The organism is Paenibacillus sp. DMB20, assembly GCF_000987955.1.
In the GTDB taxonomy this organism is placed as follows: domain Bacteria; phylum Bacillota; class Bacilli; order Paenibacillales; family Paenibacillaceae; genus Paenibacillus_AQ.
In genome coordinates this window covers 28,378-49,857 of record NZ_LAZU01000008.1, presented here as the reverse complement: position 1 = coordinate 49,857, position 21,480 = coordinate 28,378, and the positions used below count along the sequence as shown (strand labels likewise).

The window sequence follows — 21,480 nt, the reverse complement described above, 5'->3', positions numbered from 1 at the left end:
AACAGCGGCAGCACTCCACATGTGTAAATTGCACAATATAGAAAACTCCCAATGTGACAGTGTTCGATTGCTTAGACCCTTAGCGAACCGCGGAACCCTCTTGCACCATAGTAAGATTCTGCTCCATTGTGGTACACGAAGACAGTGTCATAGCGACGATCGCAAAAGATAGCCCCGCCGAGTTTTCTAATACTATCAGGCGTTTTCACCCAGCTCGAAGTTTTCAAATCGAAATTCCCAAGTTTCTGCAGCTCCCGATATTGTTCTTCCGTTAAAAGCTCGATGCCCATGTCAGTCGCCATATGAATAGCGCTATTTTCTGGTTTGTGTTGCTTCCTGGACTCTAACGCTTCATGATCGTAACAAACACTCCTGCGTCCCTTAGGACTTTCTGCTGAACAATCGTAAAAAATGTATTCGTCCGTCTTATGGTCATGACCAACGACATCCGGTTCGCCGCCGGTTCTCTCCATTTCATGGAGCGACCACAGTTTTTCAGTATGAGCTTCGAGCTTTGCTTGTACATTAGCCCATTCAAGACCTTGATGGCGGTCCATGTTTTTCTCAAAACGAGCTTTCAATGTTTTGAGTAGTACTTCACGTTGTTCCGGCGATAACTCCTTATTGCTGATTTCACTCTGTGTCATATTAATTCTCCCTTCAAATATGCTACTTCCTAGTGAGCGACACACAGCACTCCACATGAACCGTATGCGTATTTGGTTCGCATCTGCCGCGGCACGCTAAAGCCTTGATTTATAAGGGTTTAGCCAAATCGATTATGGTTCTGTTTCTGTTCACCCAACAGCATTCACGGTTGTAATTCTTTCTTCCAGGTATTTCATTAATAAATGGTGCCCATTCTTCCTCAAACATTCCAATCACACTAACTCCGGAGTCGTATATTGGTATCGGAGTAAATCCTAATTGCTTTCCTCCTATGGCCCCTATACAACTTCTTAATATCATCTGTCTTTCCAAGGTTGCTACGTTTGCACCGTAGAATTCTATTAGAGGTATCCAGTCATAGAATGCTCTGCATCGATCAAATGTAAATATATCTGTAAACATTCTTCTTACTTTTGCAGTATAACTATACCGCCTGTGATTAAACATTTGAGAATGATTTTTTTTCGATTTCATTCACCTGTGGTTTCGAGCATTTCTCAAGAAAAACAATAGCTATATAACTTAGAAGAAATCCTCTATACAGGAATCGATAAGATACAGATAGAATTAGTCGATGACCTACTTCAAACTTCCATGACAATTTGCTACAAGCGTTAAAGCGTCAGCGGCAAGGACGGCGAGCCTGTTATTCAACTGAAAACTGCCTTCGGCGGCGGCAAAACGCACAGCATGCTGGCGCTTTCTATTTTAAACATAGAAAAACTGCACCTTCAATTGTTAGACACGTCTAATAATTGGGGGGCAGTAACGTGCGTCCAGGCGGCCACAGCCTTGTTCCGCTTCCTGCAAAAGCACAAGACGCTGACGAACTTGTCCGAACAACGGCATCTAATAACGACCAGGGTTCCGGCACACGGACAACCGAACAGATCGTTTTAATTTTCTTTCCCGCCGCACAATAAATTCAAATGCTGATCGATAATCTCTTCCAACCGCTCGGTTGTCACTCGTCCTGGCCGCACGATCTGGTGAATCGCCAGTCCGTCGACCAGTGCGTACAATTTTTCCGCTTCCATTTCGGTATTCAGCCCCGGCTTCGCCAGTTTGTACTCCAGCAGCGTATCCACGACAAACCTCACCGCCTTGTACAAGCCGTCCTGCATCTCGTCGCTCAACTCTTTCAGCTCAGGATGAATCAATGCTTTCGCGTTAAAGGACAACCAAACCTCCATTTCCATTTTTCTATCTTCATCCACAGGCAAAAACTGCATGAGAAGCCGCTTCAAATCCAACAAAACCGGGCCGTCGGCACGCATCGTTTCGATCCGCTTCTCGATGCGGCGCAAAAAAAGATTCATGCAGAACGCGAACAGCTCTGCCTGTGTAGAGAAGTAGTGACGCATCGATCCGACGGACAAACCGGCTTCCACCGCGATATTGCGGACGGTGGCATGTTCAAGTCCCGATCTTCGGATGACTCTGAGCGCCGCTTCGGCGACGACATGTCTTTGCTTTTCATGATCTACAATTTTAGGCATATGTTCATTATACACTCTTTGCTTTTTTTAATACAATGTGCTATATTGATTTTTGTTAATACAATGTATTAAAAAAGGGAAGAAATCGGGAAAGGAACACACGTCAGATGGATGCTACAGCCGAAATTTTGAAGCCCAAGAAAAAAGCAAAGTGGAAGATCGTATTGTTGATGGTGTTGTCATTGATTATGTTAACGATCGGATCAGGGTTCGTTTACGAATGGATCGCCTCCGAGCAAGCGAAGCGGAATTTTCCTCCGCCAGGGAAGCTAGTCGATGTTGGCGGATATCGTCTGCATATTAACAAAATCGGCGCCGGATCACCGACAATTCTGCTGGAGGCGGGCAGCGGAGAAACGAGCTTGTCGTGGAGAAATATTCCGAAGCAACTGGCCGAATTCGCTACCGTCGTAAGCTATGATCGCGCAGGCTATGCTTGGAGCGAGAAAGCCAATACGGAGCGAACAGGAGCGAACATCGTACATGAGATTCATACCGCATTGGACAAAGAGGGGATCGGCGGGCCCTACATCATTGTCGGTCATTCCTTGGGCGGCATGTATGCCCGGCTGTTCGCCCAAACTTACCGGGATGAAGTCGCCGGCTTGGTGCTGGTTGACGCCAGACCCGAAAACGACGAGCGAGACACGAAGGCCATCTACTCACAGGAAAAATTTCAGGGCAATCCGCCGGCATCCATATTAAAGCTGTTGAAAATGTCCGGAGGGTTTCGACTGTTCAAGGATTTCCTGCTGGACGGCCTCGTTGCGAAGGAAGATCGGGAACAGTTTATCAATGTCATTGCGAAACCGAGTTTCTTCGAAGCGAAGGAAAAGGAAGGAAATTTGGCACATACAACGGAGGATGCGATTCGTGACCAAAATTTAGGATCCCTCCCTGTGAAGATCATTGCTCGTGGCGTGATGCCGGACGTGTCCAAGGCTGGCATCTCCGCAGAAGGTGGCAGGAAAATTGAGGAAATATGGCAGGCCGGACAGCGCAATATGCTGAACATCTCCACGGACAGTCAGTTGATCGTAGCGAAGAAAAGCGGCCATTATGTCATTCACGACGAGCCTGATCTTGTGGTGAATGTCATTCGCAGTTTATTCGATAAAGTGTCTGCAAATTCCGGTGGGCGATGAATCCGATGGGGTGATATTGACAGCTTCATGCTTGAAGGTTTAACTTGCCCTTCATTAATGAACGAATCGACGTAAATAACCCTCTTTGGTGATTCCCTATGATGAATTATAATTATTCTGACAGGCTTGTAACTAAAAATTAGGAAATACACGTACCCTTATTGTTAAGCGAAGTGTTAATCAATTGAAAAAGGTTCTCATAATTGGAATTGTAGCTAGCGGTAAAACAACACTTGCCAAGCGACTATCTGAGACATTAAAAATTCCTTGGTATGAGTTGGATAGTATCGTTCACCATCGAACTGAGACCGGAAGGTATAAGCGAACCGCAGATGAGCAGATTGAGGTTATTAAGGACATTGATAAATATGGTGAATGGATATTCGAAGGTACAGACCGACCATCATATCGTTGTTTATTTGAAATGGCGGCTTTACGATAACAATGACTTGAACTTTGCAACACATTTGCATCATCCAACTGCATAGGACTATTTATATCCGCTCGAAATTAATATTATTTATTATCATATTCGAATAAAAAAAGGGGTTCGCCGCCCCTTAATGATTAGCAAAAGAGAGTTTAACTTCAGAATGGACATGATAAAAAAAGAGGCTAAGTCTGTAGGTCATGGAAGTCAACCTAAAAACGTAGTCTCTTGATTTCAGATTATCTAATATCTAAGCGTGCTCTTATCAAAAGATATTCTTTTCGAGCCATTTTTCATAAATAGTCAAATCTTCTTCTGTGTGAAAATAATGCTCGGAAGCATGTGAAACAGCAAGATTGCAATTAAATTTTGTGATAAATGTTGATATGACATCATACTCACACAGTTCGTCTTTTTTTCCATATAAAATTGAAGTTGGAGAATCCCATTTTATAATTGGATTCTTGATAACATACTGGTAATAATCCCAATATAGGATTTGACCAATAGGTGTAGATATTTCTTTTTCTCTGCACAGATGTTCTTCTGTAATATCAAACCATTTCATCATATTTTGAATCATTCGGCTCATGTCTAAAACAGGTGAAAGAAATAGGCTTTGCTTTAAAACTTCATCTTTATAAGCTAACAAGCTAAAATATGCTCCCATACTATTTGCCCATAGGCTGATAGTATTTGATTTCGTGTGTGCAAATTCAAAAGCCTTCTTCAAATCAGAAACGCAGTTTTGCACTTTACAAAGCTTAGAACTATTTTTTCTATCGCCGTGTTCAGGCAAATCAAAACTGAGCACTTGATAGCCCAATGGAACAACTTTTTCGGCTAGAATACGAATCGGAATATCTGATTTTGAAGACATATTGCCATGTACAGCAATAAATATTTCCGTGCTGTCGTTTCCCCACAAAATAGCAGGAATATCATCTATTAAAATATTTTCTTTTAACATATACCCTCCAAATTATTGAGGTGTTACCCTCCATAGGTAGTTGTATATTATTTTGTTACGCATATCATATCCTTAATTTTCAACCCAACTTTTTCCATCAAAACTTTATTATAGTCTTAATAATGTCTTGATACAAAAACAGGGGAACGGCTTGATGACTCTGGGTTTTCCCCTTTATCCATTCCCGGATTTTATCACGTCTTTATTCAATTATTAGCACGAGTTTATTATGAATAGCATGGGTTTATTGGGGGCCTACACGTCCCTCACCAGTAAAGCCACAGATTCCACATGCACCGTATGCGGGAACATATCCACCGGCGTAACTTCAACCGTGGAGTACCCACCTTCCTCCAACACGCTCAAATCCCTCGCGAGCGTAGATGGATTACAGCTCACATACACCACCCGCTTCGGCTTCATCTCAAGAATCGTCTCCAAGAGGCGCGGATCGCAGCCCTTACGTGGCGGGTCGACGACGATGACGTCGGCCTCGATGCCTTGCTCTTTCCAGCGGGGAATCACATCCTCGGATGCACCCACCTCAAACTCCACATGGTCCATGCCGTTCAGCTTCGCGTTCGAGCGCGCATCCTCAATCGCTTCCTTAACGATCTCGACGCCGTACACCTTCTTGGCGTGCTGGGCCAGAAACAGCGAGATCGTGCCGATGCCGCAGTAGGCATCGAACACCGTTTCCTTGCCGGTTAAGCCCGCATATTCCACCGTCTTTCCGTACAGTACCTCGGTCTGTGCCGGGTTCACCTGGTAGAAGGAACGGGCCGAGATAGCAAACTTTACGTCTCCGATGTAATCGTGAATGACCTCGCGTCCCCACAGGACACGGGTGACATCGCCGAAGATGACATTCGTCTGGCGCTTGTTCACGTTCTGGCAGATGCTGACTACGGCAGGGAGCTCTTCACGGATCGCCGCAATCCATTCATCCGCACGCGGAATGGCCTCGCCATTGGTGACAAGTACGATCATCATCTCGCCAGTGGTAAAGCCGATTTTGACCACCACATGACGCAGCAGGCCTTGTCCGGTCTCCTCGTTGTAGGCCGTAATGCCGAGCCTGCGGCCGATGGCCTTCACCCGGCGCACCACTTCATCGTTTTGTTCATGCTGAATGAGACAGGTCTCCATGTCCACGATCCGGTGGCTGCCCCGCGCATAAAAGCCGCCGACCAGCCCGCCCTCGGTTACGCCGATCGGTACCTGGGACTTGTTGCGGTAGCGCCAAGGCTCGCTCATGCCGAGCGTAGGACGTACGATAATGCCGGGAGCGTCGGTATCTCGGTTGTCCTGAACCTTACGGTCAGCCCCTTCAGCCTGATCATCCGGCAAGGTTCCCCGAGCTTCTCCTCCCGATGCTTCGGCTGTCGCACGCAAAATAGCATCAGCCGAGCTCACATCAGCACCAGCATTCAAATCCGCCGCTTTCCCACTCGCCTCTGCACCATTCATATCAGCATTCCCACCAGAACCACTTTCTCCAACTTCCAAACCCGTACCGCCCTGCACCCGCAGCTTCCCGATCCGTTCCAGGTTGTCCACCACCAGCTGGCGCTTCCACGCAAGCTGCGCGGCATAGTCCATATGCTGCAGCTGGCAGCCGCCGCATTTGTCGTAGATTGGGCATGGAGCAGCGATCCGGTTCGGGCTGGCCTGTACCAGCTCCAGCAGCTTCGCGTAGCCGTACTGCTTCTTCGTCTTCAGCACCTTCACCCGGACTTTTTCGCCGGGCAGCGCGCCCTGAACGAACAGGGTATAGCCCTCCGCCCGGCCGACCCCTTCGCCGTCATGGTTCATGCCGATAATATCAATGGTAACCACGTCGCTCTTCGCGACCGGCAGTCCGGCAATGTCGGCCGAGGATTTGCGGCTGCCGCCCGTTTTGTTTTTGGACTTACCGGCCTGAAGCCTGTCCCCTGTCGTTTTGCTGCGGTGGCGTCCCGTTTGTCCGCTGCGGTTCTTTTTCATGGAGTTCACTTCTTTCCCTTCAGCATCTCACGTGTTCTGATCTATTTTAAATATTCCCTGATCTGCATTTTAATCTTCATCTTCATTCTCGTTTTCATCCTGATCTTCATTTCATGGTCACCGAAAATCTCCGGCAACGCAAAAAGCTCCCTGACGGGAGCCTGTCGTCCAAGCTCCATCCATCATTATACGGGAGCTTCCTATCATATTCCATTGATTTCGCGTTCTAAGCAAAAATACGCAGATGCTGCGGCAGGATGCGGAACGTTCCCGGCAGGTCGCCGCCGTACTCGCCGTCGAGGTTCAGCTGCACCAGACCCGGGGAGACGACTTCCATATAGTCGGTCCGGAAGTGAATAACCTTCTTGTCGTTCACATGCTCCCCGCGCAAAGCAAGGGTAACGAGGCGGACAAACTCCGCCAGATTGCATTTACGCACCGCGATCACGTCGAACAGGCCGTCGTCGATGCTGGCACCGGGAGCGAGCCTCTCGAAGCCGCCGACCGAATTGCTGTTGGCAATGAGAAATACCATGAACTCGTCATGAATCGCATCCTGCCCGCTCGCATTGATGATGAGCTCCTGCGGCGCCAGGCTGACCATTTTCTCCAGGCCCTTCAAATAATACGCCAGTTGGCCGATCATCGTCTTGAGTCTGCTCGGTACCTCATAAGTAAGCTCCGTCAGCGTGCCGCCGCCCGCAATATTTATGAAGTAGCGGTCATTGGCCTTCCCCACGTCAATCGGCCGGGTCTCGCCGCGAATCACCAGATCGCAGTATTCTTCCCAGTTCTTCGAGATGCCGAGCGCCCGGGCAAAATCATTGGTCGTTCCCACCGGGAACACGCCCAGCGGAGGAAGGTTCTCCTTCTCCGCCATCCCGTTCACGACCTCATTCAGGGTACCGTCGCCCCCGGCGGCGATAATCAGGTCATACCCCCGGTCCACGGCCTCCGCGGCCTCGCGCGCTGCATCCCCCTCGCCGGTCGTCGCATGGCAGGAGGCCTCGATGCCCGCGCTGTCCAGCCGCTGCAGCACATCGGCCAAACGGCGCTTCATTTCCTCCCGCCCGGAGGTGGGGTTATAAATTAAACGTGCTCTTCTCATTACGATACGCCACCTGTATTCATGATTTCAAAGATTCAAGAAGCTCCCGGGCCTGGTTCGCCATCCACTGCGGGAGCAGCGGATGCGGAAGCAGCGTTTGCCCCGAATAACGGCAGCCGAGCCCCTCCAGCCGGTCCGGGATCACCTTCTCGGTGAAATACCCCTCGCTTAAAAAAAGCGGAGCCACGATCACCTCGCAGCCGCGCTCCTTCCACTCCTCCACCTTCTCCCGGATATTGCCGGGATTCAGAAGGGCCGCATCCGCGGACGTACCGCTCACCTCGGCCACGAGCCGGGCCAGGGACTTCATCCCCTTCTCCCAGCGGGCCCGAAACGACTCATGCCGGCTGCCATGGCCGACAAGCAGAATGACTTCCCGCGAAGGATCCTTCGATAATCCCCGCACCTTATCCCATACCATGGCGGCAATATCCGGATCGTCATCGACCGGTCTGCCAAAATGCACCCGTGCCTTCACCTCAAACGGCTCCAAATCCGTCTCCTTGTCGGGCTCGGGTTTGACGCCTATAGCGTACGCTATTTCATCCACATGCGTGCTGCCCGAAGACACGAACAATGGAATAACCAGCATGTCCGTGACACCCTGGTCTTCCAATGCATATATCCCGTCTTGAATCAGGCGGCCCTCTACCAGTTCCAGATAAGAGGCTTCTACCGGTAGATCCATTCTGGCGGTGAGCTCGCGCACGGCCTCATCCACCAGGGAAACCCATAGCCGCTCCCTTGAGCCGTGACTGATCACCAGTACGCCGGGCTTCGTCATCCTTAACGTCCCAGACGCTCCAGCGCCATTTTATACCCGTCGTTGCCGTAATTCAAACACCGTTTGCGCGCGAGATGGTGGCCGTGCTGGCTCCGGTTTCCGCTTCGATCTGGTTGTATGTGCATCCTTTGCCGAGCATTCTCGCGACTTCAAGCCGTTGAGACAAAGATTGTATTTCATTCACCGTGCAAAGATCATCGAAAAAAACATAACATTCTTCCACGTTTTTCAAAGTCAGGACTGCTTCAAATAATTGATCGATGCTTTTATCATTCAGCTTCTTTAATTGCACTGGATCATCCCCTACCGTTACTTATACCAACTTCATTGTACCCGAGCGGGTACAGTCTTTTCAAGCATTAACGATTTCACGCAGTGCAGGACGACCATATCAGTCCGTCATGTACCGGATCGTTCACCTTAACTATAAGATAAGCTTTGGAAAAAAGACAGTGAAACAAACCTCGATTCCCCATAAAAATTACGCTTTGGCACATGATTGAAAAATTTATCTTCAAAGTTTATTCTTTCTGATATCTTATCAAAAACCATCAGGGAAGCTTACCCTCACGGTCCATTTGGGTCACCACGCGGCGAACGAATTATAGGGCTGCGAACTTGATTGCTTCAGCTTCGAGGCGTGCGATGATCGACAGTCTTCAATAAATACGTTATCCACGGACGGGTTCTTGCGCTGAAGCAGATCTCGGTCAACGCGGCTAAGCTTGGGCGTGTATGCCATTTCCGAACTTTCGAATCGATTTCCGCTACCTTTTTCATAAGTATTTTGCAAAAGAACTCGTATGCAAACGAGCCTACTCCCAATCCAGCTATCGTTTTGTCTATCCATTTCGCGGTCGCCGCGGCATGGATATGACTTTTTATTTTTTGCTTATTTTTCAGCGCCAGCACTCTTTCCGATATTCATTCCCAAATAAATCTTTAATTCCCTCGATATATTTTTCCATAAGTTTAACCCTCGGTCTCATCGCATTATGAACTACGATACTTCCCATTTTCCGAAAATGCCCGCTCCTGGGCAGACGCCCGATTCCGCTCCTATCCCGGAAACCGGGGCATGAGCCTAGGCCATCCGCCCGCCTATATCATACAGTATAGTAAACCATTCAAAAAAGGAAAGTGATAACATGTCAGGACTACAGCATTACCATCATCACCGTCGAACCGCTTCCTCCCCCCGGGCCTCCATCCGGGCACTGAGTGAATCACTGCCTGCATCGCCTTATCCCGGTGTTCATCCATATGCCGATATCCCTGCCGATATGGGGGTTTCCTCCTTCTATCCCGGCCCCGCCCAGCCATCCATAGCTCCCATCGAAGTTAACCCTGAGGCTGCAGCCTCCTTTCCCTTTGCTGCCTCTACAGCTCAGGCTCCTGCCTCTTCAGGCGGGGGGCTTGGAGGCCTTCTTGGCGGACTGAACCTTAGCAACCTCGATCTGAAGGGCATTGTTGAAAAGATGGGAGGCATTGAAGGCATCGTCAGCAACATTGGCAAGGTCCAAAAAATCATGCAGAGCTTTCAACAGCTCGCGCCGATGATGCAGCTTTTCGCCGGGGCGTTTAAGAAAGGGGGCGCCGCCTCACTTACCGAAAAATCCGACGACTTCGAATACGTGCCTCCAAGACGCCGAACCTCCAAATCCGGCAAGCGCAGATCGGGATCGCGCCGCACCTCCTCCGGCGGCCGCAAACGTCGGCGGTCCTAACCTTCACGGCTTAAGCCGGCCGCGATAAGGGCCGTCGCGCCCGAGTAGAAGAAAGGCCCGGACGGATGACAGGCAACCTCCTCCCTTTTGCCGCGTCCGGGCCTGACATGACGGCATGTATCAACGCCTGATCTTTTTTTCTTGGCAGGCCCGCATAATTTGGCCGCTTTGTTTGCACATTAACGGCTCCAGTCGCCTTCCCCCGTCGCTTTCGGGTTTCGGTTATCCTTCTCCAGGGTCTTCAGGCGAAACCAGTAGGATGCCCGAAGTCCGGACCGCAGCAGCATCATAATGCTGCCCGTCAGATACAGCACCGTCGGGATCCGTTCCGTTTGCGGATAGAACATGGAAATGCTGCCGGCGATAAACAGCAAACCCGTCACGATTTCGCTGAGTACCATGCCGGTTTCGTAACGGTTTATCACCGTCAATTTTCGTTTGCGTTTGGCAGCCCGGGCCAATCTCTGCAGGATACGGGATCGCAAAGGCTCGCCCGGACGGTGCTTCCGGCCGCGGAGAAGGCGGCTTCGCAGTTTCGTGATCATAACGAACCCTCCTCTGCATGCCTTTACCCTTCAGCGCGGCTCTGAATCGAAAATACGAAAACTGCATACGATTTCCATTCCCGCCACCTCTGCCATCGCCGGCAGGCCTATTTAAACCAGCCCCGCCGCATGAACCACAGCACCATTCCTCCCCCGAGAACAAACATCAGCAGGAGTACAAGCCCATATCCATAACGCCAGTGCAGCTCCGGCATATGATCAAAGTTCATCCCGTAAATGCCCGCAATCAAAGTGAGCGGCATAAAGATGGTCGTGATCACCGTCAATGTTTTCATGATATTGTTCATCCGGTTGGAATTCAGCGAAATGTAGCTGTCCCGCAGGTCCGCCGTCATTTCCCGGTCCGCTTCGATCATATCCGCCAGCTTCAGCAAATGGTCATAAATATCCGAAAAATAAGCGTGATGCCCGTGCCGCTGGACATGCTGCGAATTCACCACCCGGTACAGGAGATCCCGCATCGGCACGACCGTCCTTCTCAGCTTCAACAGCTTGGAGCGCAGCTCAAAAACCTGATGCATCAGGTCCTCAACCGATTCCTCCCCGCTCTGGCTCTCGATATCCGCGAGTTCATCCTCAATCGCGAACAGGCTAGGGAAATACTGGTCCACCAGTTTGTCCATCACGGTATAAGCCGCGAAGGTCGGTCCGTTCTCCCGCACCTTACCGCTGCCGGCATGCTTGGTAACCCGCTCCCACGCCTCGTCCATTTCCATCATCGGGGTCATGTGAAACGACACGAACAGCGAAGGCGACAGGAACAAATCCACTTCCACCGCCTGCAGACTGTCCGGATCCAGTCCATGCAGAACGAGAAACTGCAAATCTTCGTAGTAGTCCAGCTTGGGCCGCTGAAGAATATGCAGGCAGTCCTCGACCGCAAGCGGGTGGAAGCGAAAATAAGTCTCAAGCAGACGTGACTCCTCCGGCGTGGGCGCATCAAAATCCACCCACGCCCATTCATACTCCTCCAATCGGAGCTCCTCCAGCGGAACGCCAATGACCGCTTCGCGGTTCTTCTTCACCGCTAACGTGCGAATCATGCCACATGCCCCCTTTTCATGTACCGGAACGGTTCAAAGATTAACAAAAAAGCCAACCTGAACGATTGGCTCCACAGCTATCCTATCTCTATGTGTATGTGCGTTTTGCCTCTAGAACAGAAGCTTAAAAATAAGTCCCGCAAGCACTGCCGTAATCGGAATGGTGATGAACCATGTGATGACGATGCGTCCCGCAAGGGACCATTTTACGGCCGAAAAGCGTTTGGCCGAGCCGACGCCCAGAATGGCCGAAGTAATCGCGTGCGTCGTACTGATCGGCAGGTGAAGCAGCGTTGCCGAGAAAATAACGGTTGCCCCGGTAAAGTCGGCCGCGAACCCGTTGATCGGCTCGATTTTGAAAATTTTCGTACCCATCGTCTTGATGATCTTCCAGCCTCCGATGGATGTGCCGAGTGCCATGGCCGTTGCCGCGGACACTTTAACCCAGAACGGAACCTCCATCTCGTTCAGCTGACCCGAAGTCACCAATGCGAAGGTAATGATACCCATGGCCTTCTGCGCGTCGTTCGTGCCGTGCGTGAAGGACTGCAGGGCCGCGGTGAAAATCTGCATCGTACGGAAGCCTTTGTTCACCGTATGCGGGCTGTGTTTGGCGAAAATAACCTTCAAGAGCTGCATAATGAGGTAACCCACGACAAAAGCGATGATCGGGGATAATATCAAAGCCAGCACAATATCGGTAAAACCGGCATAGTTCAGCTTGTCGCTTCCCGCTCCGACGAACACCGCGCCGGCCAGCGCGCCGATCAGGGCATGGGACGAGGACGAAGGAATGCCGAACCACCAGGTTACCAGATTCCAGATAATGGCAGAGATCAATGTTGCAATAACGACCTCTATCCCGTTGTCGAGCTTGGCCGGGTCGGCCACGCTTCCGCCGATCGTCTTGGCTACGCCGGTAAACATCATGGCTCCGACAAAGTTCATGGATGCCGCCAGTAGGATCGCCGTCCGGGGTTTAAGCGCCCGGGTGGACACCGAGGTGGCTATCGCATTGGCCGTATCGTGAAACCCGTTGATAAAGTCGAAAGCTAATGCCAAAAATACGACGATACCTAATACGAGCATTGTTGTTTCCATAGTTAAAGGACCCCTTACGAATTACGCATAATAATGGACTCGAGCCTATTAGCCACGTCTTCGCAAGTGTCCGTGGTCGTTTCAAGCCGTTCGTAAATTTCTTTTCGCTTAATCAGTTCGATCGGATCGGATACCTTGGCAAACAGCTCCTTGATGCAAATGCGAAGCAGTTCATCCCCCTGGTTCTCCAGATCGTTCAAACGGATGGTGTACTCGCGGATCGCAAGCAGTTTCTTTTGCGAAAGCAGATGAATCGCCTTCTGGATCTCATAGGACGACTGGCGCAAAATTTCGGCAAATTGCACGATATATTCGTCAGGCTGCCCCAATTGATACATGTAAAAACGCGATGCCGTCGCTTCCAAACCGTCCATGACATCGTCCATGCTGGTTGTCAAATCCATGATATCGTCTCGTTCAATCGGCGTAATAAACGTCTTGTTGAGCTCAGTGATGATCGTATGGGTGTAGGTGTCACACTGGGACTCGAATTTTTTCATTTCATTTGCAAATTCTAGAGCATCTTGTAGATTAGAAACATGCTGCGAGAAATAATCTGCGGCTTGCACTACCGTGTCGGCCATATTCTCCAATGTTTGAAAGAATATATCCTTTTTCTTCAGTTTCATACTCTAACCCCTTTACGGAAAATTGCCATGAACGTCGAAATGAAAAGAAAAGACAACCTTGATTATCTTATCATATCCGATGAACCGTGTGTACAGAAAACTATCGTACAAAAAAGTTACATATTGCAAACCGGACCATCGATGCGCTTACATGAAAAAGCTATAAATATAACTTACCCCTATCAGTGTCGTTTATCCCAGCAAATCCGAATTATGGATTGGTTATTGAAATATGCGTGTCGAATGCCGGTGAGTTCGGCACGATATTAAAATATGTCGTTCCCGGGTAAAACGGCACTTCTTTGCCGTCCTTGACGAAGCGGATCACATCCCCCGCAGCGCGCACCCATTGGCCTTGGATCACCTTGCCGCGCTGGAACAGCATCGCTTTTCCGCCCAACTCCACATTCACGGCCAGTCTTCCGACATCGTCCAGTACCTTGTGATCCGCTCCGAGCACAACCACATTGGCCGCCTCAAGCACCGAATTGTCGTTCAGATCGATATGCGGCTCGCCGTTAATGGATCTTTTGTACGTTTTGGACTCTTCGTCATAGGCGTAGCCACAACATAACCTTTCAGCAAAAAGGTAATATCCACCTTGGCTGCAGGTTCTCCCCCCAAAAGGGCAGACGGTTGGACTTTATCATCCTTCTTGCTGTTCTCGGCTTGCTTCGAACCGTTATCGCGGCCTGCGGGCTTGGCTTGGCCGTTTCCGTTGCTGTTTTCGGCCTTTTTCGCACCGTTTTCACCGCTCTGTGCAGTTTCCGTACCGTTCACGCTGCCGCTTTCCGTCTTTTCCGTAACGTTGTCGCGGCCTGAAGTCTTGTCAGCACCGTTCTCGCCGCCTGACTTGTCCGTGCCGTCCGTGCCGCTTTCTGACTTGGTGCCGACCTCCTGATCGTTCTCTTCCTTGATAAAAGTGTACGCCGGAATCTTCGCTTCCGCGGCATATTTGAGTTTCGCGGCTCCCTCGCGAAGCTTCTCGTCGCTGGAGTACAGGTTGTGCGGCGCCTTGCGGTCTTTGGTCCGCCAGAAGTAAGCTCCGGCGTTACCGATTTCGTCCATGTCCTGCTTGCCCTGCTTCTTGATGATGGAATACGCTTCCGGGCTTCCTCCCGCATGAACGAGCACGCCGCCGTAGCTTTCTCCTATATTGATAAGATATGGGCGGATGCTGCGGATGGGCCCGATCTTTTCGATGCCGGTTTGGCTTTGATAAATGGCGATCAACCGCGTAATGCCTCCTTCGGCCAGAACCTCGTACACGATATCCGCTTTGCTGAGGCCGGATTGCGGCCGGGCCGCGGGCGCGTTGTTGATCATCACGGACAGCGGTCTGCGAGAGGAAGCCTCCTTAAGCGGCATTCCCGTCAGCGGCGCGGTAAATGCTGCCGTTTCCTTGACAGGCGGCGTCTCCACCGGAGATTCTACCGGAGCTTGTACTTCCGGCGTTTCCACTGGAACCGCTTTCTCTTTGCCTCCGCAGGCCGACAGCAACAGCGTAACCGCCGCAATGGACGCCAGGCCTGTCCTCCAGGCGGATTTCCTTATGTTCGACATATTCGTTTCCCCCTACATCCAAGCCACTCCCGAATGGCTTATCGACTTGTTTGTTCATACGCCAGCCAACCCGGCGTTTTCAACTATAGTTTACATTTAAGCACAGATCACGCATTTTGTCTGTAAATGACAGGCGGCGCAAATAAAGATAGCCTGCCGCTTTTTTTCCCTAAAGTAACTCGCGCAAACACAAAAAACGCTATCGTCCTTATATAGACGATAGCGTTTCTGCGAGAAATGAAAGCCAAGTTTAATGAACACTTATGATTTTCAAAAAAGCCTAACGCAGCAGGCTTTCCGCTATTCGCACAGTTTAAGCACAACCAGAAGGCGAACCGTTGACCGTTATCCTCATGGCGGCACGGCAGAATTTTGTCATGGATTGCCCTCTTCCTAAGTCAAAATCATGGAAATCAGGCTGTATTCCATCCAAATTCGGAGCTCGCGCGGGAAATAAACATCAGTCCTTTTTATTGTATTCGAATGAAATCTTAACGGGATCCGACATTCCATCCATAGACAGATAGGCGTCGCAGGTTCCCTTTAAATTGCCGGTAAGCTTGATCGTGAATTGGAAACTTCCCGTTTCCGTACTGGTCGTCTGGCCTTCGTAGCGAACTTTCCCTTTCGAATCGAGTATTTTCAAATTCACTTGGGACTGGCTGCCGTTCACGACCAGACCGTCGATCGTCAATTTCTTCGCAGCGGCATCCACCATGGCTCTTGCGCCGTCGATTGTAGTGCCACCCCCCGCATGGCCGTCAACGCCGAGAACTTCGATTTCATCAAGGAAGACCCAGACGTTGACCGGGAATTCGACTTTAACGTAGCGGGCAGACACTTTATCGGCTCCGCTTTCCCCGGCACGCCATCTGTTATTCCGCTCCAACCCACGAACTCGGCCGAGGCAGCATCCTGTGCCGGTGGCGGAGTAACGGTTGCCAGCGTGCTCCAGGATTCGCTGTCAGATGAAACGGAAAAAGTGACGTTCGGAGGGAAATAGATGCCGGGTCCTTTATCCTGAAGAAAATGGGCTCTAATTGCCCCGATCGATTTGTTGCCGCCCAAATCAAATGTGATGGTGCGGCTTCGTTCGTCAGGGTAGTCGCTTCCCGCATGGGCCTGCCACTGCTCGGTGCGGTAATCCGTCCCGCCGAATCGGCCGTCCGTAAGTTCGTTCCCGGAATCGGGATAGTTGCTGTTAGGCTGCTGTGAAATTGTATAGCTTTGGCCAAGAACCAGATTGCTGAGTCCCCCTCCGTCAGACCAGGTTTGAATGAGAACTTGGGCGTAGGAATCAAGCACCGTTGCGGCCGGGACCGAAATCAACTCTTGCGCTTGGACGGCCGGGTCGTGAATGTGCGCGAGAAAATCCTGCATATACGTCACGGCTTCCTTCGGCTTGTTATCGTCCAGAAGAAGTTTGATGGTCTGCAATCGATACGTCAAATCATTACCAAAAGCCGGCTTGATTTCGTTCGATGCGACATAACGCTGTACAACCTCCGCCATCGTCTCCGGCGCCGGGCTGCTATCGATGGCGTACGTTCCGTTCAAATACTGGTACAGCCAGTCATACATTAGACGCAAACTTGGATCATTGCTTACCCCTAAGTTGTATACTGCATTATTGCCTTGATAGTGAGCTCTGAAGCCATTTTGCATCAGACCGGATCTGACGCCGCTGTCCAAGTATTCGACAAAACGCTGACGAAGTACGGGATCTGTCAGCATTCCGTCATCAAATTCAACTTCGTTCCCCATTCCGTATCGCTTTGCAGTATCCGTAGCATCGTCCAGACGGTCGGAATCCATTCCGCCAAAGAAATAGTTAGGCTGAAGCGCCGCGGCATCGAACCCTACGTCTTTCCACATAAACATTTTGTAAGCATATGAGTGTGGAATCCAGAAAACCTTCATGTTCATGGCGTGCACTTTATCCGACACCATGCGAGCTATGTCCGGTCCCGATTCGGATATGTCGATTTGTTCCGGCATCCAGTACATGCCGACAAGCTCAAGATTCGAGTAGTTGGCAGCCTGCCATCTTTGCTGGGCCTGGTCCAGCCACCACTGCACCGCTTTTCCTCTGTTTTCAGACGCTTTTTCTTTGCCTACGACGGAGTCGTTGAAATTTAAGGAACCGCTACCGTCAATGTCGCCAAAATTGGTTAAGGATTCCCCTGGATTCGGAATCATTAACACAACCTTGACTTGATGATCGGGCTGTTTCAGCTTGGCCCCAACTTCCTTGGCAGCCTCATTCAACTGCTGCATATCGCCCGTGGCTGCAAATGTTTTATCCAAATACCATTTCCAATCGTCCAGGTTCGTTTGTCCCTGACCGAAATCGCGACCGGCAGGCGAAGCAATCCCGAGATATAGAACGCCGTCATAAAGCCAATCGACCGGCTCGCCGTCTTTATTTACATAACTGATATTAGGGATAATCCGTTCCTTGTTCCAATCGCCCAAACCATTCGCATATTGTCCGTTATAAAACAGATTCAGATTCCGGATCCCGGCCGTAGCTTCCCCCGGCTCCAAAAAACGAGGCTGCTCGGCAGGAACCTTTACCGCCCCTTCAATCTTGCCGTCCATACCCATAATTTCGATTTCGTCAATATATTCCCACTGTGTAGGATGCATATAAAAGGTCACCTTCACATAACGGGCATAAGCCAGCTTGCCTTCCGTATTCCCGCCTTTGATTCCATCCCGGCTGCCATCCCATTCAAAGGTCTCCTGTCTGGGCGGTCCTTCTCCCCACAGAAGCTGCGTAGCGTTATGGGAAAGCAGCCCCCAATTTTCCTTATCGTCGGAGACATACATCGAGACCGACAGCGGCACGAGAATCGAATTCGTAGGAAAATCTTGAAAGAAATTGGCCGTGATCTTTCCAATTGACTTTTCCTCACCGAGATCGAACACAACTTCGCGAGCCTTTCCGCGCAGATGTCCTACCCATGCCGGGTCGTTCATATCCAATGCGCCGTATTTTCCGTCCGTAAGCTTGTATCCGTCATCGGGATGCGAAGCTTCCGGAGCTTCAGACCATTCATACGGAAGGCCTGCCGCGAGATTGCGGAATTGCGTCTCCTGCACAGCCGGAGATGCTGCCGCTTGATTTTCGTCTTTTGCTTGTGGTGCCTGTTCCGCTGCCGGTTCACCAGCATCCGTCAGTTGATCCAGTTCGACCTGTGGATTACCTGAATCATTCCCTGCTTCCATCTGGTCTGCGCCTGACGCCTGCAGGACAGTCACATCCGGAACAAGCGATTTCGCCTGAACCGCAGAGAGCGGAGCCAATAGCAATACGGTTGCCATTAATCCGGACAACCATTTTTTATTCAAATTCATCAAGGCCAACTCCTTTTCTTTATTCTCGAGTACAGAAATATCAAAAACTTTAAACCCTTATTTCTGTTCCGGGTGAACGCTAGATTTTAATCCCCCCTTTCGCGAAATCCGCCATAAGCCATCTTTAAACATTTCAATGATTTTTTTGAAAATGCCGCTCTTTAGCTCATTCAGCAGCAGGGCTTAGAAAATGGGCTCCCTCCAGAGAGGAAGCCATCACGGGCCGCGTCCGTTTGCCGCCCAGCGGCTCGGAGTTTCCATTGGGCAACGCCAGCAGTAATGCAGCGCAGCCAAACACTCCGCACTTCGAGCGATCTGAAGCATGGATAAGCAAACTTCGGTTTATCCGTTTTCAAGTGATTTTGTTCTATTTCGCCTTCGCCGCCAGGAACTCATCAATTTGCTTTTGCAGTTCCTGCTGAATTTTTTTGAGGGCAGGCCCGGCTTGCGCTTCGAATTTCTTCAATGTCTCGTCCGGATCGATAACCCCGTTGAACAGCGCCGTGTAGTATTGTCCATCGACTGTATTGTACTGGCTGATTTCGTTTTGCACCGGGGCGCTGTCAAATTCGAAGCCGGCCAAAATATCGGTAGTGAACATGTCGGCATCGCGAAGCACGGCTTCCATTTTATCATTCTGCGGATCGCTACCCACAACGCTGCGCTCATCGACCGGATTCCATAGCCAGACATAGCCGAATGCAGAGTACCCGGATGTATCCAGGTTTTTCATTTTGTCCTCTCCTACCGCTTCCCAGTGCTTTCCTTCGATTCCGTAAGAAAGCAGGTCGTAGTTTTCCTTCTCATTCGCCCAGTTCAGGAACATAATCGCCCGTTCCTTGTTCTTGCTCACCTTCGGAACGGCCAGAAAGTTCCACTGTTTGAAGTCGGTGATGTTCGCGCCCTTCTCCGGATTAAAGAAGGTGACCGTCTCCAGCTCGCTGTCCGGCACATTGTTCTTTAACGTGTTCTTGAGGGAATCGCCGATGCCGAACGCGCCGTTCGTGACGATTGCCACTTTGCCTGCCGAGATCGGCTGATGAAAATCTTTTGTCGTCAAAATGTCCTTGAAAATCAGGCCGTCAGTAAACCATTTGCGCGTGTTCGCCAGCCAAGTTTCGATCGGCTCCCGATCCTCCAGCAAATTGTAAACTTTGCCGTCATTGTTCTTGTAATAGAGCATCAGGCTGTTGCCCAGGGCATGGGTCGGTCTGACATGGGTTTCGTAATCGTTCAGCGCATGGTGAGCAACAAATGAATAAGTGCCGGAGCCTGCGGTCATCGGGATGATGCTTTTCTCCTGCTCTTTCACCTTGTAGGCGAAAGCGATCAAATCTTCATAGGTTTTAATCGGCGGTACGCCGAGCTTCTCGCGAATATCTTTGCGCACCATGTAGGAATTGCCGGACATGTAGCTGACGCCGAGCGGAACGGCCATAATTTTGCCGCCGTACTTGTTGTAATCCCACATTTGCTTCGGCCGTTTCTCGAGCACCGTTTGGCCGTACTGGGCCAACAGGTCGTCCAGTGGCTCATAGAATCCGTTAGCGATCATTTGGTTGATATGCAGCCATGGCGCATCGAAGATGAGATCGATGTTTTCGCCGGAAGCAAGCGTCACCTGTGTCTTTTGCGCCAGATCGGACCAAGGCACGAAGACGACGTCGAGTTTGACGTTGATCGTATCCTTCATTCGCTTTTCTGCTTCGGCGATGACCAAATCCATATCCGACGGCCGATCGCCGGGAATCATGATTTTCAGGGTCACCTCTTCAAGTTTGGCGTCACCGCCGGCGCTGTCTCCGGGTTGACCCGACGGCCCAGGCGCCTTCCCTTCCCCTTCGTTCTTGCCCGAACAACCTGCAATCGCGACGAGCGCGATCAATAACACAAGCGCGATGGACAATAATCTTTTCATGGTTCCTTCCCCCTGAATCAATAATAGAGAAAACAGACGGATGAGCCGGTTCATAAACAGCAGCGATTGAAAGCTCGAACCGGCCAAACGCCTTCACGTTTGCCGCTCTACCCTTTTACCGAACCAAGCGTCAAACCTTTAATAAAGAAGCGCTGTATGAACGGATAGACGAACACGATCGGGCCGATGGTAACGCAGACGATCGCCAGCTGCATGCCATAGGTCGGCACGACGACGTTGTACTGCGTCTGGCTCCCGCTCACATAAGCCATAACATTCAAATTGGACATAAGCTGGCGTATCATCATCTGAAGAGGCAGCATCTTGTAATTGTCGATGAACAGCAATGACAAATACCAGTCGTTCCAATACTGCAGCGCGTAGAACAGGCTCACCGTGGCGATAACAGGCAGCGAAATCGGCCAGATGATGCGAAAGAAAATATAGATATCATTGGCGCCGTCCACAGTCGCAGCTTCATTCAATTCATAGGGCAGCGTCCGGTAGTAGGAAACAAGAATGAAGGCATAGAACGGATTAAGCAGATAGGGCAAAATGAGCGCCCAAATCGAGTCTTTTAGGTGCAGCCAGTTGGCGATCAGCATGTAGAAACCGACCAGCCCTGCACCAAAAAGCATCGTCAGGAAGGTCAAAAACGATAAAATGTTCCGGTACTTCACTTTCCGATGGCTCAGCGTGTACGCATAGGCAGCAGTCAAGAGGACACCCAGCGCCGTGCCGGCGATCGTCACGATAATCGTAATGCCGTAGCTTAGAAACACCTGCTTGCTGGAGAGCAGAAATTCGTACGCATGGAGGCTGAATTTGGTCGGCAGCAACTGGTACCCCGCCGTCTGAAGAACCGATTCATCGGCGAACGAGTTGATGAACACAATCCAGAACGGAATGAAGCAAAACAGCGCAAACGCGCCCAGCACCGCGTACATAAAAACAAGAAACAACCTTTCTCTCATGTCGATCA

At 50.4% G+C, this 21,480-nt stretch carries 19 protein-coding genes and 1 pseudogene; 2 read left to right on the top strand and 18 right to left on the bottom strand.

Going from position 1 to position 21,480, the window contains the following annotated elements; genetic code table 11:
• Positions 1 to 71: 71 nt before the first annotated feature.
• From XI25_RS02885 to XI25_RS02880, 3 genes are all read right to left on the bottom strand, one after another.
• Entirely contained in the window at positions 72 to 647 is a 576-nt protein-coding gene (locus XI25_RS02885; RefSeq protein ID WP_046677285.1) for a DUF4256 domain-containing protein, read from the bottom strand.
• A 109-nt stretch (positions 648 to 756) separates the two neighbouring features.
• Positions 757 to 1,143 carry a hypothetical protein gene (locus XI25_RS32745; RefSeq protein WP_152669054.1) on the bottom strand — a complete coding sequence of 129 codons (387 nt, stop codon included), beginning with the start codon at positions 1,141 to 1,143 and terminating at the stop codon, positions 757 to 759.
• Positions 1,144 to 1,565: 422 nt separating this feature from the next.
• Entirely contained in the window at positions 1,566 to 2,168 is a 603-nt protein-coding gene (locus XI25_RS02880) for a TetR/AcrR family transcriptional regulator (protein WP_046677284.1), read from the bottom strand.
• 107 nt (positions 2,169 to 2,275) lie between these two features.
• Here XI25_RS02880 and XI25_RS02875 point away from each other — a divergent pair, with 107 nt between their 5' ends.
• Positions 2,276 to 3,313, top strand: a complete 1,038-nt coding sequence (locus XI25_RS02875; protein WP_046677283.1) for an alpha/beta fold hydrolase — start codon at positions 2,276 to 2,278, stop codon at positions 3,311 to 3,313.
• Between the two features lie 695 nt (positions 3,314 to 4,008).
• Here XI25_RS02875 and XI25_RS02870 read toward each other — a convergent pair.
• The 5 genes and pseudogenes from XI25_RS02870 to XI25_RS02850 form a co-directional block, all read right to left on the bottom strand.
• Positions 4,009 to 4,713 (bottom strand): alpha/beta hydrolase, encoded by a 705-nt coding sequence (locus XI25_RS02870; RefSeq protein ID WP_046677282.1) that lies wholly within the window; start codon positions 4,711 to 4,713, stop codon positions 4,009 to 4,011.
• 255 nt (positions 4,714 to 4,968) lie between these two features.
• Positions 4,969 to 6,528, bottom strand: coding sequence for a 23S rRNA (uracil(1939)-C(5))-methyltransferase RlmD (gene rlmD / locus XI25_RS02865; RefSeq protein ID WP_442950352.1), 1,560 nt, complete (start codon positions 6,526 to 6,528; stop codon positions 4,969 to 4,971).
• Between the two features lie 397 nt (positions 6,529 to 6,925).
• Complete coding sequence (locus XI25_RS02860) at positions 6,926 to 7,807, bottom strand: diacylglycerol kinase (RefSeq protein WP_046677280.1); 882 nt, start codon at positions 7,805 to 7,807, stop codon at positions 6,926 to 6,928.
• Between the two features lie 19 nt (positions 7,808 to 7,826).
• A complete protein-coding gene (locus XI25_RS02855; protein ID WP_046677279.1) occupies positions 7,827 to 8,591 on the bottom strand; it encodes a sirohydrochlorin chelatase in 765 nt (254 codons plus the stop codon).
• 2 nt (positions 8,592 to 8,593) lie between these two features.
• Positions 8,594 to 8,883, bottom strand: a pseudogene (locus XI25_RS02850) (YerC/YecD family TrpR-related protein).
• A gap of 856 nt (positions 8,884 to 9,739) precedes the next feature.
• Between XI25_RS02850 and XI25_RS02845 the strand changes: the two are divergent.
• On the top strand, positions 9,740 to 10,318 hold the full coding sequence (locus XI25_RS02845) for a hypothetical protein (RefSeq protein WP_046677278.1): 579 nt from the start codon (positions 9,740 to 9,742) through the stop codon (positions 10,316 to 10,318).
• Between the two features lie 179 nt (positions 10,319 to 10,497).
• On the opposite strand, the gene XI25_RS02840 is transcribed toward XI25_RS02845, so the two are convergent.
• From XI25_RS02840 to XI25_RS02795, 10 genes are all read right to left on the bottom strand, one after another.
• Complete coding sequence (locus XI25_RS02840; RefSeq protein WP_046677277.1) at positions 10,498 to 10,863, bottom strand: YrhK family protein; 366 nt, start codon at positions 10,861 to 10,863, stop codon at positions 10,498 to 10,500.
• Positions 10,864 to 10,970: 107 nt separating this feature from the next.
• On the bottom strand, positions 10,971 to 11,927 hold the full coding sequence (corA, locus tag XI25_RS02835; protein ID WP_046677276.1) for a magnesium/cobalt transporter CorA: 957 nt from the start codon (positions 11,925 to 11,927) through the stop codon (positions 10,971 to 10,973).
• A 111-nt stretch (positions 11,928 to 12,038) separates the two neighbouring features.
• Positions 12,039 to 13,028, bottom strand: a complete 990-nt coding sequence (locus XI25_RS02830) for an inorganic phosphate transporter (protein WP_046677275.1) — start codon at positions 13,026 to 13,028, stop codon at positions 12,039 to 12,041.
• Between the two features lie 14 nt (positions 13,029 to 13,042).
• Positions 13,043 to 13,657, bottom strand: a complete 615-nt coding sequence (locus tag XI25_RS02825) for a DUF47 domain-containing protein (RefSeq protein WP_046677274.1) — start codon at positions 13,655 to 13,657, stop codon at positions 13,043 to 13,045.
• 211 nt (positions 13,658 to 13,868) lie between these two features.
• A complete protein-coding gene (locus tag XI25_RS31810; RefSeq protein ID WP_082112184.1) occupies positions 13,869 to 14,180 on the bottom strand; it encodes a DUF3048 C-terminal domain-containing protein in 312 nt (103 codons plus the stop codon).
• Positions 14,153 to 15,220 carry a DUF3048 N-terminal domain-containing protein gene (locus XI25_RS30990; RefSeq protein ID WP_082112183.1) on the bottom strand — a complete coding sequence of 356 codons (1,068 nt, stop codon included), beginning with the start codon at positions 15,218 to 15,220 and terminating at the stop codon, positions 14,153 to 14,155. The genes XI25_RS31810 and XI25_RS30990 overlap by 28 nt, the downstream gene beginning before the upstream one ends.
• 460 nt (positions 15,221 to 15,680) lie before the next feature.
• Positions 15,681 to 15,938: a hypothetical protein gene (locus XI25_RS34010; RefSeq protein WP_046677273.1), complete on the bottom strand. Its 258-nt coding sequence runs from the start codon at positions 15,936 to 15,938 to the stop codon at positions 15,681 to 15,683.
• The gene (locus XI25_RS30985; protein WP_235439627.1) at positions 15,911 to 18,580 is read right to left on the bottom strand and encodes a DUF4855 domain-containing protein; all 2,670 of its coding nucleotides are present in this window, start codon (positions 18,578 to 18,580) and stop codon (positions 15,911 to 15,913) included. Before XI25_RS30985 ends, XI25_RS34010 begins: the two co-directional genes overlap by 28 nt.
• A 367-nt stretch (positions 18,581 to 18,947) precedes the next feature.
• Complete coding sequence (locus XI25_RS02800) at positions 18,948 to 20,498, bottom strand: extracellular solute-binding protein (protein ID WP_052759430.1); 1,551 nt, start codon at positions 20,496 to 20,498, stop codon at positions 18,948 to 18,950.
• Between the two features lie 107 nt (positions 20,499 to 20,605).
• Positions 20,606 to 21,472, bottom strand: coding sequence for a carbohydrate ABC transporter permease (locus XI25_RS02795; protein ID WP_046677272.1), 867 nt, complete (start codon positions 21,470 to 21,472; stop codon positions 20,606 to 20,608).
• Positions 21,473 to 21,480: the final 8 nt, after the last annotated feature.